General features: G+C 51.2%; 13 protein-coding genes and 1 pseudogene. 7 read left to right on the top strand and 7 right to left on the bottom strand.

Features of this window, described 5'->3' with window-relative positions; all coding sequences use genetic code 11:
• Window positions 1-12 precede the first annotated feature (12 nt).
• The 7 genes from Q0340_RS05810 to Q0340_RS05780 all read right to left on the bottom strand — a co-directional run bounded on the left by Q0340_RS05810 (window position 13) and on the right by Q0340_RS05780 (window position 6,416).
• Window positions 13-840 (bottom strand): radical SAM protein, encoded by an 828-nt coding sequence (locus Q0340_RS05810; RefSeq protein WP_298082543.1) that lies wholly within the window; start codon window positions 838-840, stop codon window positions 13-15.
• Window positions 840-1,616 (bottom strand): 4Fe-4S binding protein, encoded by a 777-nt coding sequence (locus tag Q0340_RS05805; protein ID WP_122873338.1) that lies wholly within the window; start codon window positions 1,614-1,616, stop codon window positions 840-842. The genes Q0340_RS05810 and Q0340_RS05805 overlap by 1 nt, the downstream gene beginning before the upstream one ends.
• The gene (locus Q0340_RS05800) at window positions 1,609-2,469 is read right to left on the bottom strand and encodes a substrate-binding domain-containing protein (protein ID WP_298082527.1); all 861 of its coding nucleotides are present in this window, start codon (window positions 2,467-2,469) and stop codon (window positions 1,609-1,611) included. Before Q0340_RS05800 ends, Q0340_RS05805 begins: the two co-directional genes overlap by 8 nt.
• 72 nt (window positions 2,470-2,541) lie before the next feature.
• Window positions 2,542-3,651: a double-cubane-cluster-containing anaerobic reductase gene (locus Q0340_RS05795; protein WP_298082526.1), complete on the bottom strand. Its 1,110-nt coding sequence runs from the start codon at window positions 3,649-3,651 to the stop codon at window positions 2,542-2,544.
• Window positions 3,648-4,424: an acyl-CoA dehydratase activase gene (locus tag Q0340_RS05790; protein WP_298082525.1), complete on the bottom strand. Its 777-nt coding sequence runs from the start codon at window positions 4,422-4,424 to the stop codon at window positions 3,648-3,650. Before Q0340_RS05790 ends, Q0340_RS05795 begins: the two co-directional genes overlap by 4 nt.
• Window positions 4,425-4,571: 147 nt before the next feature.
• Window positions 4,572-5,504: a DMT family transporter gene (locus tag Q0340_RS05785; protein ID WP_298082524.1), complete on the bottom strand. Its 933-nt coding sequence runs from the start codon at window positions 5,502-5,504 to the stop codon at window positions 4,572-4,574.
• A gap of 6 nt (window positions 5,505-5,510) precedes the next feature.
• Window positions 5,511-6,416: a DMT family transporter gene (locus tag Q0340_RS05780; protein ID WP_298082523.1), complete on the bottom strand. Its 906-nt coding sequence runs from the start codon at window positions 6,414-6,416 to the stop codon at window positions 5,511-5,513.
• 532 nt (window positions 6,417-6,948) lie between these two features.
• Here Q0340_RS05780 and der point away from each other — a divergent pair.
• From der to Q0340_RS05745, 7 genes and pseudogenes are all read left to right on the top strand, one after another.
• Window positions 6,949-8,334 carry a ribosome biogenesis GTPase Der gene (gene der, locus Q0340_RS05775; protein WP_298082522.1) on the top strand — a complete coding sequence of 462 codons (1,386 nt, stop codon included), beginning with the start codon at window positions 6,949-6,951 and terminating at the stop codon, window positions 8,332-8,334.
• Window positions 8,321-8,815, top strand: a pseudogene (locus Q0340_RS05770) (shikimate kinase); the annotation flags it as partial. The gene der and the pseudogene Q0340_RS05770, both read left to right, overlap by 14 nt.
• 487 nt (window positions 8,816-9,302) lie before the next feature.
• Window positions 9,303-10,271, top strand: coding sequence for a tryptophan--tRNA ligase (gene trpS, locus Q0340_RS05765; protein ID WP_298082521.1), 969 nt, complete (start codon window positions 9,303-9,305; stop codon window positions 10,269-10,271).
• 10 nt (window positions 10,272-10,281) lie between these two features.
• Window positions 10,282-10,782, top strand: a complete 501-nt coding sequence (locus Q0340_RS05760; protein WP_298082520.1) for a DUF2628 domain-containing protein — start codon at window positions 10,282-10,284, stop codon at window positions 10,780-10,782.
• Between the two features lie 54 nt (window positions 10,783-10,836).
• Entirely contained in the window at window positions 10,837-11,103 is a 267-nt protein-coding gene (locus tag Q0340_RS05755) for an ACT domain-containing protein (RefSeq protein ID WP_002944456.1), read from the top strand.
• Window positions 11,104-11,112: 9 nt separating this feature from the next.
• The gene (locus Q0340_RS05750) at window positions 11,113-12,450 is read left to right on the top strand and encodes a PFL family protein (RefSeq protein WP_298082519.1); all 1,338 of its coding nucleotides are present in this window, start codon (window positions 11,113-11,115) and stop codon (window positions 12,448-12,450) included.
• A gap of 24 nt (window positions 12,451-12,474) precedes the next feature.
• A complete protein-coding gene (locus tag Q0340_RS05745) occupies window positions 12,475-12,888 on the top strand; it encodes a hypothetical protein (protein WP_298082518.1) in 414 nt (137 codons plus the stop codon).
• The last annotated feature ends 299 nt before the right edge of the window (window positions 12,889-13,187 follow it).

The raw sequence follows: 13,187 nt of genomic DNA, 5'->3' as shown, positions 1-13,187 counted from the left end.
AAAAGCAGGTCTTCATTTCTCGCAAAGCTTGCCGCATGCGTCGGCGCGGCATCTGCTGCAGTGAGTCATTTGATGAATGGAGCCGCCGATGAGCTTTCGCATGCTACGAATTTCTTCGTTTGAGGGCGATTTGATATTTGCAAAAGGCGTATCATGCACGGGGATCATCGCCATACAGTTCATGATATCGGCCTGCCACTCCTTGGCCTTTCTCGCGATTTCTGGGACGTGAGCCATATTTACGCCAGGTATTACGACCGTATTGATCTTTACGATCATGCGAGCTTCTTTTAGTTTGCGGATTCCTTCCTCTTGGCGCTCCCCAAGAATTCTAGCGCCCTCTTCGCCGTGGTAAATTTTGTTTTTGTGGCGCACCCACGCATAAATTTTGCCGCCTACGTCCGGCGTTACGGCATTAACGGTCACCGTCACGTGGCTCACGCCGATTCGCACGATATCATCCACGTGCTCGGGCAGGGACAGGCCGTTTGTGGATAGGCAAAGTAGGGCGTGAGGGAAGCGGGCTTTGCATTTTTCAAAAGTCGCTAGGGTCTTGTCGGCATCGCACATAGGATCTCCGGGCCCTGCGATACCGATGACTGAGATATCCTGTCTAAATTTAAATAGATTTTCCACGTATAGCGCGGCTTCGTCCGGGCTTTGCACCCTCCCCGTTACGCCGGGGCGATTTTCGTTAGCGCAGTCGTAGATGCGGTTGCAAAAATTGCATTGGATATTGCAATGCGGCGCTACGGGAAGGTGCACGCGCCCGTAGACGGCGGACGCTTTTTTGCTAAAGCAGGGGTGGTTGTCGAAGGAGGGTTTGGCGAAAAAATTCATCAATCTTTTTTCCTTCCGAATTTTATGGCGTCCGCGTGGCAAACATCCATACAATCGCCGCAGTTCGTGCAGTTCATCTCGTCCGGTCTAGTGCCCATTTCGCATTTGCGCAAACAGGCGTTGCAGTTATCGCAGGCGTCTGTTTTGTAAACGCGAAATATTGAAATTTTACGCAGCAGCTCCATTATGCCGCCGCTAGGACAGGCGAAGCGACACCATAAATTTGCGACGATCAAGGATGCGGCGATGAGAGCTACGACGACGGCAGTGCGAACTGCCCAGTACCAGTCGGAAAATTTAAAGGACATGATAACGGCGTTTAGGTACTCGTCGCTGGTACGGATGGGGATCATGACGCGAGGGTTGCCGTAGATAAAATATACGCCCGCGCTAAGCAAAACGGCTAGAACCATGCCTATTTGAGCATATCGTAGCTTCCTGTTATTTTTTAGCTTAAGCTTAAAAGCGGCAAATTTGCCCAGCATTTGATTGACGAATCCGCCCGGGCAAAGCCAGCCGCAAAACGCGCGCCCGAGGAAAATAACCAGCACGGGGATAAATAGCCAAAAGCCGAAAAACACGGTCGCGATCCGCCCCCAGCACGTGACTATCGGACAGGATTGGCAGTTTACGAAAGGCACAATAAAAGGGCATCTAAAAATCCCATAATACGCCCATTGCCCGATCGCGCCGATAAAAATCAGCTGCACCAAACGACGAATTTTAGTTAGCCTAGAGACTTTTTTCATCTTTGCCATATTTACGATACTAAACATCTTTTACACCAAACCTTTCTATGAGTTCAAGCCCGCGCGCCGAATGGATGGAGGTAAAGCCGTGTCGCTCGAAAATTTCCTGCCCCTCCACGGAGCAGACGAAGTCCGCAAAGTCATCGGCAAGCTTCTCGTTTTTTACGTATTTCATGATATTTAGCGTAAAGGTAAGCGGCCCCGGCGGGATAAGTTTCTCGTCGATAGGTATATATTCGATCTTGTCTTTAAACCTATCGTGCGTCGTTAGGCGCTTTTCGATGATGGACGCATCACCCTTACCATCTACGAGATCGCACATCATCTGGATGACACATGAGCCGTTGGCAATCATATTTTTCATGACCGGCCCCGTGAGGCCTGAATTTTTCAAAATTCCCTTTACCGGTCCGCTACCCGGAGGCGATGCCCTTAGCGGCAGCATCACCCTTACGCCGGGCTCTGCTAGATCCTTCAGATCGCGAACGCCCGCGGGATTGCCCTTTGGCACTACTAAAACGTAGTCGGTAAAACATAGCGGTCTAAAGCGAAGGCTAAGGCCTGCTTTGCGCAGTTTTTGAGACAGCTCCAAAACGCGAGCGCCAAAAACCTCCGTCTTGCCCTGCAAGGCTAGCAGCGACTTTCCGAGCGCGCCCGCAAAGGCGCCAGTGTACTGGATATTATGCCCCGTCCTTGACTCATAAATGGCGTTTAGCTCATTAAATGCTTCGGACAGTCCTCCGCACGACCAAACCTGCAGGGAACCTGGCTTAAACGGCGTATAGCCAGCGAGCATCGCTTCCGGTCCGGCGATGGCGGCAGCCGCCAAAGCTCCTTTTAAAAAGCCGCGACGAGATTCGTCTATCTCCTTAAATTTCATGCAACCTCTCCTTTCTTTGGTTTGTTTTTAAATTTAGAAAATTCTTCATTTTAAAATTTCGAGCGACCCAGCTTAAAGCAGTTCTATAAACGCCTCTAGACGCGTGCGAATTTGCCCGACGTCTTGTTTTGAATAATCAGTCTCCAGCGACATATAGTTTGCTCCAGCTTCACGGCTGGCTTCTTTGATCTTGTTCGTCTCGATCGCGTAGGTGTGGCAGCCGCTTAGCACGACGTCGATGACGCCGTGCGCTTGATACTCATGGATAAATTCCTTGATAATATCCGAGCGTGCGTCGTTTTGATACATCACCGAACAGGGGATTTTGAGATAGCGCTCGGCGATATTTGCAACCAAATCGCCCTTTGTTTGCACTTGGTTTTGATAGCCTTTGGTGCCGGAGCAGTTTTCAGAGGCCACTACATCCGCGCCAAGATCTTCGATCTGCTTGATAACCTTCTCATACACGCCTCCGCTTGGACAGCCGGTGATGATGATCCGCTTTTTGCGAGTTTTCGGCGGCGTCATCTCCTTCGCGGCGGCTATGTAGGCGCGTATCATTTTAAGCTTCTCCTGCTTGTCGTATATAAAGTCGCTCGCAAATGAAATTTGATGAATTTCGCTGCCCGCTACCGGCATCGGATTTAGTTTGCCAAGCTCTAAAAGCTCCAACATCACCTTGCGCTCTTCGTTGTAAATTTGCACCGCATCGAGCAGCGCTTCATCGGTGATTTTCGTATCAAATTTTCGCTCTAAAACTTTGCGAAATTCTCTAAGCTCGTCGGTAAAAAGCTCCAAACTCTTGCCGTCTCTCATATTCGGTAGCTGTAGCACGTGGACGTCCTTGTGCTTTGCCAGCAGCTCATACATCTTTTTCTTACCGTCGCAGGTCGTTTCGCCTATGACGAGATCGCTGGCGTTCATATAGGGGCATTTTTTAGTAACTGCGTAGCCGTAGCTTGCCTTTATTAGCGGGCAAAGATTGCGCGGAAGCTCGGCGTGAGCGGCGTCTATCGGGCTCTCGTCATAGGCACAAAGCCCAACCGGCACGGCGCCTGCAGCGTAAATGAGCTCCTTTGGCGAATAGGTGCAAAACATTCCCACTACGTGTTTGCCTTGCTCTTTTAGATCGTGCAGAGCCATTGCGTTGCGCTTTTTAAGCGCGTCAAAATCCATCTTCATCTCGTCTCCTTTGAAATTTCATTTGCTTTGCGTGCGCCGATAAGCGAAGCACCCATTGCGCCGCAGTAGATTGCGTTTTCGTGAGTAAAAATTTCAGCCCCCAGATGCTCGCCTAGAAGCTGTTTAAAGAGCGGCACGTTGCTAAGCCCGCCGCTTAAAAAATAAATTTGATTTTCCAGCCGTTTGATGAGAGAGGCGACCTTGTGCGCGGAGGAATCCACGATGGCGTAGGCGATCTCGCTAGTTTCAGCCCCATTTGCGCTTAGCGAGACGATCTCGCTTTCTGCAAAAACAGTGCAGGTCGAGCTAATTTTAATCGCGGGATTTTTGCGGGCGGTTTTGTAAATTTCGCTAAGCTCAAGCCCCAAGCGGCCCGCACTGATCTCTAAAAATTTACCCGTGCCCGCCGAGCATTTGTCGTTCATGATAAAATCCGCTGGTTTGCCGTTTTCTATTTTGATCGCTTTGGTGTCTTGCCCGCCCACATCGATGACGGTGCAGTCTTGCTCAAATAAAAAGTGTGCCCCAAGCCCGTGGCATAAAATTTCGCTCATGCTAAGCTGCGCGTACTCTACGCTGACGCGTCCGTAGCCCGTAGCCGTTACGAAGCCCTTGCCGTAGCCTTTTTGCTCTAAAATTTGCTTGATCTGCCGCGCGACTCTAACCGCGCTAAAGCCGCTTGGCAGCAAAAACAGTTCGCAAAATTTGCCGCGTTCGTTCATAACGGCGACCTTTGATGAGGTCGAGCCGATGTCGATACCGATAAAATGCATAAAATTTAAATCCGTCGAAAAATATTTCTACGCCGTAGAACTTTATCGCAATCTTAGCTTTTTAAGACTTTTATATCGCTGAAATTTGGCACGGGCTCGGTGCGTATTTAAATTTAGCCTCGCACCGCGTTTGAATCGGTTTTAGATTTAGCGCTCGCGGGCGATTAAAATTCCGCTTAAAATCACCACCGCGATGCCCGCTAGCACGATCGGACTGGGCAGATGATCGCCTAGCATAATTCCTAGCGCCATGCTAAATAGGATATCGCTGTAGCTGATCGCAGCGACGATGCCCGCTTTGCGCGAAGCGGCGTAGGCGCGCGTCATGTAAATTTGAAAGTAGATACCGCTGACGCCCAGAAGCGCCACTAGCACCCAGCCAAAAAGGCTTGGCGGGTTGAAATAAGCGAGCTTCGCTAAATCCGCGCCGCTGAAAAGTCCTAAAATTTTAACCTCGCTACCTTCAAGCGCCCAGCCCGCAGCCATCATCATCGCGCTTAGAAAGGTAGCGGACGAGACGAAAACCAGCACGATGAGGTTGGTGGCGTAGTGTTTGCGAAGCTCGCGCACGCTCGTGTATGCAAGCCCCGCGCACATGCCGCCGAAGATTCCCACTGCATCGGTTACGCTGATGCCGATGTGCGGGCGCACGACGAGTAAAATTCCGCCAAAGCCGAGCAGTATCGCAAACCAACCGCGCGAGCTTAGCTTTTCGCCTAAGAAAAACGCCGAAAATAGCGCGGTGAAAATGGGCGCCGTCTTTTGGAAGGTAAAAGCGGTGCCAAGATCGATGTGGGCGATATTGTAGAAGGTCGCTAAGATCCCGCAGCTGCCGATAAAGCCGCGAAACGCGAGTAGCCACGGCTTGCCGCCCGGGCCCAGATTTTTTACCCGCCTTAGCGAAAACAGCACGATCGCGATGCCTACGACGTTGCGGAAAAACACGATCTCGGCGCTACTCATCCGCTCCGCCATGACCTTGGCTAGCGCACCGTTTAGCGCGAAATAAAAGCTCGCTACGAGCATATAATAAACGCCAAGATGTTTCAGCCAAAACGCGGAGTAAAGCTTCTGCTTCATCGCCCGCTACTTTCGGTTTGCCACGAGCGCGCCCGCGGCGATGATAAGCGCCATACCCACAAGCGCCATGAAACCGGGCAAGGCGTCGCCTAGCAGCAGCCCAAATAGCGTCGAAAAGATGATGTCTGCGTAGCTGATCGTAGCTACTATGCCCGCTTTGCGCGTCGCGGCGTAGGCCTTGGTGACGTAGGTTTGATAAAACAGCCCCAGCAGCCCCAGAAGCACGGCAAAAAGCCAGCCCTGTGCGTTTGGAATTTTAAATTTGCAAAGCATAAAGCTCAGCGCGGGGGCGTCTATAAATTCCGCCGCGATCATAAGCGCTACGGGCATCAGCGTGCCGGCAAGAAGCGCCGAGAGGATGATCGTATCGGAGCTATAGTATTTACGTAGCCCGCGCACGGAGGTAAGCGCCATCGCGGCGAATAATCCGCTTAAAATTCCAAAAATATCGCTCGGCTGCAAGCCAAACTGCGGCTGAATTACCAAAACGATGCCCACAAAGCCTAGGCAGACCGAAAACCAGCCCATCGCGCCGAATTTTTCGCCGAGGGTAAAGTACGCAATGATCGCCGTCCAAATGGGCGCCGTTTTTTGAAAAGTAAATGCCTCGCCGAGGCTGATGTTGGCGACGTTATAAAAAAATACCATCAGCCCCAAAATCCCGATAATGCCGCGAAACGCGAGCGTAAAAGGATGACCACCTTTGTTTGCGAAGCGCGCCGTACGGGGACGAGCCTTGATTTTATAAAGCAGGATCAAAAGTCCGGGCAGATTGCGAAAGAGCACGACCTCAAGCGATGAAATTTGCGCGCCCAAAAGCTTGGCAAAAACGCCCGTAAGAGAGTTGTAAAAGCACGCCATCAGCATATAATACACGCTTAGATGGTGCAGCAAGAAGTTGTTGTATTTCATCGCGACCCTTTAAATTTGCGGAATTATACACGCATAATGATTAAATTTTAATATTCCGCCGTTTTAATATTTCGCCGCACCGCCTGCTTTTGCGCGCCTGGCGCGACGGCTCGGTTTTGTACTTGGACGCTTGCTTTTGCGTTTCTTGCTCACGGGCGCTAGTTCAGTACTTGGATATTGGGCGCTGCTTTTGTGATTTTTACCGACCCTCTGCTCTGCGCGCCGCCGCTTGCTTGAGCAAAGCAGTAAAATTTGCGCAGCTGCGGGCTTTTATGCTTTCGTGTAGTTGCGTCGGTTTTTAAAATTTATAAGATTTACGCACATCTCCGCATTCTGCGATATGTTCGGCGATGGATAGCGCGTTTTGACGTCTTGCGTCCGTGCGGCGTTCCGCTAGTGTCGCGATAAAATTTCGCTAAATTTAGCGCCTAAATTTTATAAAATTTTACCGCTTAGCTCCGCGAGCGAGCGCGTAGAATTTGGCTTTAATCTATTTTTGGTTATAATCGCGCCAAAAACTACAAGGACGAACGTGAAAAGTTTGATCATCATCGGGCGCCCCAACGTCGGCAAGTCGAGCCTTTTTAACCGCCTAGCGGGCGCTCGCATCGCCATCACGAGCGACGTTGCGGGTACGACGCGCGATACCAATAGGGCCGAAGCCGAAATTTTTGATCGCTGCGTGCGCGTGATCGATTCGGGCGGCTTGGAAGACACCTCCGAGCTGTTTGCGCGCGTGCAGGCTAAGACGCTAAGCGAGGCAAAGAGCGCGGATTTGATAATCTTTATGACGGACGGCAAGCTATTGCCGAGCGACGATGAGCGGCGGATATTTTTCTCGCTGCAAAAGCTCGGTAAGCCCATCGCCCTGGCGGTCAATAAGATTGATGGCAAGCGCGATGAGGAGCGCAGCTGGGAGTTTAACGAATTCGGCGTTAAATTTTTCCCGATCTCCGTCTCGCACAACAGCGGCATCGATGAGCTGAAAGAGTGGATCTACGGCTTTTTGGACCCTGCGCCCGCGCAGCAGGACGAGGATGAAATTTTTGATGATTTTATAGGGGGCTTCAACGACGAGGGCGAGCCGAAAGAGGGGCGCGACGAGGAATTTTACGCTAGTAAAACCATCGGCGTGGGTATCATCGGGCGGGTAAACGTCGGTAAATCGAGCCTTCTAAACGCGCTTGTGGGCTCGCAGCGCTCGGTCGTGAGCGATTATGCGGGCACGACGATCGATCCGGTGAACGAAAGCACGGAATTTGAAGGGCGCACGCTCGAGTTTATCGATACGGCGGGTATTCGCCGCCGCGGCAAGATCGAGGGCATCGAGCGTTTCGCGCTAAATCGCACCGAAAAAATCTTGCAAAGCTCCGACATCGCGCTTTTGGTGCTTGACGCAAGCGAGCCGCTAAACGAGCTGGACGAGCGCATCGCGGGGCTTGCGGCTAAATTTGAACTCGGGCTCATCATAATTTTAAACAAATGGGATCTTTGCGAGCGCGATTACGACGAGTTTTGCCGCGATCTGCGCGATAGGTTTAAATTCCTTTCCTACGCGCCGATCATCAGCGTCAGCGCGACCGATAAGAAGCGGATACATAAAATTTACCCGCTCATTTTGGATGTTTATTCAAATTTTACGCGCAAGCTCGGCACTGCAAGGATCAATGAAGCCATAGAAGCCGCGATAAAGGCGCATCCGATACCTCGCGAGCGGGGCAAATCGGTTAAAATTTACTACGCCGCGCAGATCGGCTTTGCGCCGCCGAAGATCGCTCTTGTAATGAACCGCCCGCAAGCGCTACATTTTAGCTACAAGCGCTATTTGATGAACAGACTGCGCGCAAGCTTCGCTCTTTCGGGAAGTCCGCTAGTGCTGCTGCCGCGCAAAAAAGGGGAGAGCGATGAAGAGCGGTAACATCGTACTCATCGGCTTTATGGGGGTCGGCAAGGGCACGGTAGCGCGGGCTCTGGCTGCGCAAAGCGGGATGTTTGCGCTTGATTGCGACGATATGATCGAAAGCTACGCCAATAAAAAGATCGGGCAAATTTTTAAAGAGCAGGGCGAGCAAAGCTTTAGAAAGATGGAAGAGAGCCTTGCGAAATTTTTAGAAAAGTCCGTCAGGCACGCAGTAATTTCTACAGGCGGCGGCTTTTACGCCGTGAAAAATTTAAACAAAATCGGCACCGTCGTGTATCTGAAATCAAGCTTTGAGGGGATCATTAATCGCTTAAAAAATAGCGAAAACGCGGAGAAAAAATTTGCCAAGCGCCCGCTGTTAGCGGATCTGCAAAAGGCCGCGGCGCTGCACGCTCAAAGAGACGGGGCGTATGAAAAAAAGGCCGACATCGTAATCGACGTCGAAAATAAAAGCGTAAAAAAGATCGTAAAAGAAATTTGCTCCGCCTGCGACGGGCTAAATTTAAAGGGGAAAAAGATGTCTAAACAAAAGCGCTCCGGCGGCGGCAAAAATTCCGAGCCGCGCGGCAAAGAGAGCAAAAGCGATAAGCTTGAAAAGAAAGAGGCGCTAAAGCAAAAGCTGCGTGAGCTACTGGAGGGCTTAGAGCGCGAGGAAATTCCAAAGCGGGTGATCGCGTGGCACTTCGATCTTTACGAGCCTTACGCGCTTGAGCTGGCGGGATCGAGCAGTTATGACGCGGATGACGACGACTGGGCGTGCGAGGACGAGGATGAGTTTTATCCCGAATATTCACGCTTGCAGCTTGAATTTTTAAATGAGCTTTCGTGGCGACAGGTTTTAAAACTGCTCGTGCAGGCTCTGCGCGAGCTGCGAGAGCAGATGCCTAGCGCTAAAATTTTTAAGTGCAAGCACATCGCCGTGGGTTTTGTGGACGGCGATTTGATTTTGATTTAAAGGAGCAATGATGAGAATTTTAACGGGTCTTCAGCCCAGCGGCAAGCTGCATTTGGGCAATTACTTCGCGAGTATCAAGCAGATGGTGGATGCGCAAAACGCGGGCGAGCAGATGTTTATGTTTATCGCAAACTACCATGCGCTCACGTCCGTAAGCGACGGCGCAAAGCTAAAAAACTCCACCTACGAGGCCGCCGCGGCGTTTTTGTCCCTCGGGATAGATCCGAAAAAGACGGTGTTTTGGGTGCAAAGCGACGTGAAAGAGGTGCTGGAACTTTACTGGATTTTAAGCGGATATGCGCCGATGGGGCTGCTCGAGCGGGCGCACGCCTACAAAGACAAGATCGCCAAGGGTTTTGAGAGCAAACACGATCTGTTTAGCTACCCCGTGCTGATGGCGGCGGACATCCTGCTATACAGCGCAGAGGTCGTGCCCGTGGGCAAGGATCAGATCCAGCACGTCGAGATCGTCCGCGACATCGCGCTTAAATTTAACAACGCCCACGGAGAAATTTTAACTATTCCGCAAGCGCGCGTAAATGATGAAGTGGCGATCGTGCCGGGCACCGACGGCGCGAAGATGAGCAAGAGCTACGGCAATACGATCGATATTTTTGCAGATGCCGCGACGCTAAAGAAGCAAATTTCAAGTATCGTAACGACCTCCGAGCCGCTGGAGGCGCCTAAGCAGTGGCGCGGATGCAATGTCTATAACATCGCGAAGCTATTTTTAAGCGAGGCGGAGCAGACGGAGCTACAGGCTCGTTACGAGCGGGGCGGCGAGGGGCATGGGCATTTTAAGGCGTATCTAAACGAGCTAGTGCTCGGCTACTTCAAAGACGCGCGAGATAAATTCGAATACTATCAAAGCCACCGCGAAATTTTAGACGAGATGCTAAGACAGGGCGCGCAAAGAGCGGCCGCGACGGCTGCTTCATTGATGCAAAAGGTTCGCGCCGCCGTGGGGATTTATCGCTAAGGAGAGTGAGATGACGGATTACGCTAGAGAAATTTTATCTGACGGCAAGTTGCTTCGACAGAAGCTGGAAATTTTCTTGCAAACCCCTAGCAAGGTTGAAATTTACGCACGCGCCTGCGAGAAATTTTTCGCCGCGGGCAAGCAGCGCGAGTTAAATTATGTAAGCACGTGGAGCTGGTGGGGATTTTTCGGCACGCTGTTCTTTTTTCTGTACCGCAAGGAGTATAAAATTGCCGCAGCCCTATTTGCCGTTGTGTTAATTTCCTGCTTTATTCCGTTTTTGGATGAATATGATAGAAGTATAGGAATGGCGATTAGCGTCAGTAGCGGAACTATGGCGAAATATTTCGTTTGCTATAGTTTTGTTTCATTGTTAGATAAACAGGACGACGAAGCCCTAAGGCGGGGCGGCGGCGTGAATAGATGGGCGATATGGCTCGCGGTAATATTTTACGCTTTTGTCGCAATTGTATTTGCGCTGATAATTTCAAACGGCGGCAAAATTCAGTAGTTTTGAAGGGCTTCGCGCTCAAAATAGCTAAATAAATTTTAAAAAGGAGTAAGAGTGAAAGCGATCGTAACGGTGATCGGTAAGGACAAGGTTGGCATTGTAGCGGGCGTTTCGGCTAAGCTCGCGCAGCTTGGGCTAAACATAGACGACATCAGTCAGACGGTTTTGGATGAGTTTTTTACGATGATGGCGGTGGTTTCCAGCGACGAAAAGCAGGACTTCACGGCTCTACGCGAGGAGCTAAACGAGCTTGGCGAAAAGCTAAAAGTTAAAATCAACATCCAAAGCTCGGCGATCTTTGACGCCATGCACAACATCTAAGGTGCCGATATGGACATCAAAAACGTAACCGAAACGATCGCGATGATCGAGGAGCAAAATTTCGACATCCGCACGATCACGATGGGCATCAGCCTGCTTGACTGCATCGATCCAGATATCGACAAAGCAGCGGAGAAAATTTACGCCAAGATCACCGATAAAGCTCGCGATCTGGTAAAGGTCGGCAATGAAATTTCAGCAGAGCTTGGCATCCCGATCGTAAATAAACGCGTCTGCGTAACGCCTATCGCCATCATCGGCGCAGCGACGGATGCCGTGAGCTACGTCCCGCTTGCTAAAGCGATGGACGAGGCGGCGCAAAAGGTCGGCATCGACTTTATCGGCGGCTTTTCGGCGCTAGTGCAAAAGGGCTACGCAAAGGGCGATAAAATTTTAATCGACTCCATCCCAGCCGCGCTTGCCGCTACGCAAAAGGTCTGCTCGTCGGTAAATATCGGCTCGACCAAGACGGGCATAAATATGAGCGCGGTCGCCGACATGGGGCGCGTGATCAAAGAGACGGCGCGGCTTTCCGATCTTGGCGCCGCAAAGCTAGTCGTATTTGCCAACGCCGTCGAGGATAATCCCTTTATGGCAGGTGCATTTCACGGCGTGGGCGAGGCCGAAGTCGTCATAAACGTGGGCGTTAGCGGCCCCGGCGTCGTTAAGCGCGCGCTTGAGAAGGTGCGCGGAGCGAGCTTTGACGTGGTTGCGGAGACCGTGAAAAAGACTGCGTTTAAGATCACGCGTATCGGACAGCTCGTCGGCCAAATGGCGTCCGAGCGGCTGGGCGTGAAATTTGGCATCGTCGATCTCTCGCTAGCTCCGACCCCTGCCGTGGGCGATTCGGTCGCGCGCGTGCTTGAGGAGATGGGGCTAGAGCGCGTCGGCACGCACGGCACGACGGCTGCGCTTGCGCTGCTAAACGACGCAGTCAAAAAGGGCGGCGTCATGGCGTGCAACCAAGTAGGCGGGCTTAGCGGCGCGTTTATCCCCGTCTCCGAAGACGAGGGCATGATCGCCGCGGTGCGCGCAGGCTCGTTAAATTTAGAAAAACTCGAAGCGATGACTGCGATCTGCTCGGTGGGGCTCGATATGATCGCGATTCCTGAGGATACGCCCGAGCAGACGATCGCCGCGATCATAGCCGACGAGGCCGCGATCGGCGTGATAAATCAAAAAACGACCGCCGTGCGCATAATCCCAAAAGGCAAAGAGGGCGACACGCTAGAATTTAGCGGCCTACTCGGAAGCGCGCCCGTGATGAGCGTAAATAAAAACTCCTCGGCAGACTTCATCGCCCGCGGCGGCCAGATCCCCGCGCCTATTCATAGTTTTAAAAACTAAATTTAACCGGCCTAAGGAGGAAAGATGAGAGCGTTTGCGTTATTTGCGGCAGTTTTGCTTTTTAGCGGCTGCTCCATAATCTCGGCATTTTATAGCAAGGAGAAAAAATTCGAGCTGGCGGGCTTGGGGCAAGACGGGGTTTATAGGACTTCGGACGACAGCGCAGATACGCTAATAAAAATAACGTCCGCCCGCACAAAAGAGGGCGAGCCGTATCGTATAATCCACACGCTGGAAATTCCTAAAAATTCTACCCAGACGGATTTTGATAGCAACGATAAAGAGGTATTTAAAATAGACTGCTCCAAGAATTATTGTGAGCCCAAATACGACGAAGAGCCGAAAAGAATCGCCATTTCTTGGCCTGCGCCGAATGGAGGCGGCGTTTTTGACGGCGTCATATATCTAAAAAATTTACGGCTCGTAAAGGCGTATTAAATTTGCGGATTTAAAAGCGCGCAAAATTCGTAAAATTTAACGAGTAAAATTCTAAGTCGCCGCGATGGAATTTTTCGGACTTTAAATTCTGTGCTACGGGCGTGGAATTTTGAGTTAGAATTTCGGCTTGAAATTTTGGCTTGAAATTTTACGGCGCGATCCCCGAGGCGCGCTAAAATTTTAAAATTTCGTTGTAAGGCGAGGCGTTAAAATTTCATCGCCGCTCGCGGCGGACAAGCGGCGGGTCTTTTGAAATTTTAAAGCGGCTTGCATTGAAATTTTAAAATTTAAAAGCAACC

The organism is uncultured Campylobacter sp., assembly GCF_938045595.1.
Classification (GTDB): Bacteria; Campylobacterota; Campylobacteria; order Campylobacterales; family Campylobacteraceae; genus Campylobacter_B.
This window is presented reverse-complemented; position numbering and strand designations above follow the sequence as displayed.

What these genes read in the sequence shown, in the direction of transcription:
- Q0340_RS05805 (WP_122873338.1), bottom strand. Translation starts at nt 1,616, where the DNA reads ATGTTTAGTATCGTAAATATGGCAAAGATGAAAAAAGTCTCTAGGCTA.
- Q0340_RS05800 (WP_298082527.1), bottom strand. Translation starts at nt 2,469, where the DNA reads ATGAAATTTAAGGAGATAGACGAATCTCGTCGCGGCTTTTTAAAAGGA.
- Q0340_RS05750 (WP_298082519.1), top strand. Translation starts at nt 11,113, where the DNA reads ATGGACATCAAAAACGTAACCGAAACGATCGCGATGATCGAGGAGCAA.
- Q0340_RS05790 (WP_298082525.1), bottom strand. Translation starts at nt 4,424, where the DNA reads ATGCATTTTATCGGTATCGACATCGGCTCGACCTCATCAAAGGTCGCC.
- Q0340_RS05745 (WP_298082518.1), top strand. Translation starts at nt 12,475, where the DNA reads ATGAGAGCGTTTGCGTTATTTGCGGCAGTTTTGCTTTTTAGCGGCTGC.
- Q0340_RS05780 (WP_298082523.1), bottom strand. Translation starts at nt 6,416, where the DNA reads ATGAAATACAACAACTTCTTGCTGCACCATCTAAGCGTGTATTATATG.
- Q0340_RS05810 (WP_298082543.1), bottom strand. Translation starts at nt 840, where the DNA reads ATGAATTTTTTCGCCAAACCCTCCTTCGACAACCACCCCTGCTTTAGC.
- Q0340_RS05785 (WP_298082524.1), bottom strand. Translation starts at nt 5,504, where the DNA reads ATGAAGCAGAAGCTTTACTCCGCGTTTTGGCTGAAACATCTTGGCGTT.
- Q0340_RS05760 (WP_298082520.1), top strand. Translation starts at nt 10,282, where the DNA reads ATGACGGATTACGCTAGAGAAATTTTATCTGACGGCAAGTTGCTTCGA.
- Q0340_RS05795 (WP_298082526.1), bottom strand. Translation starts at nt 3,651, where the DNA reads ATGAAGATGGATTTTGACGCGCTTAAAAAGCGCAACGCAATGGCTCTG.
- trpS (WP_298082521.1), top strand. Translation starts at nt 9,303, where the DNA reads ATGAGAATTTTAACGGGTCTTCAGCCCAGCGGCAAGCTGCATTTGGGC.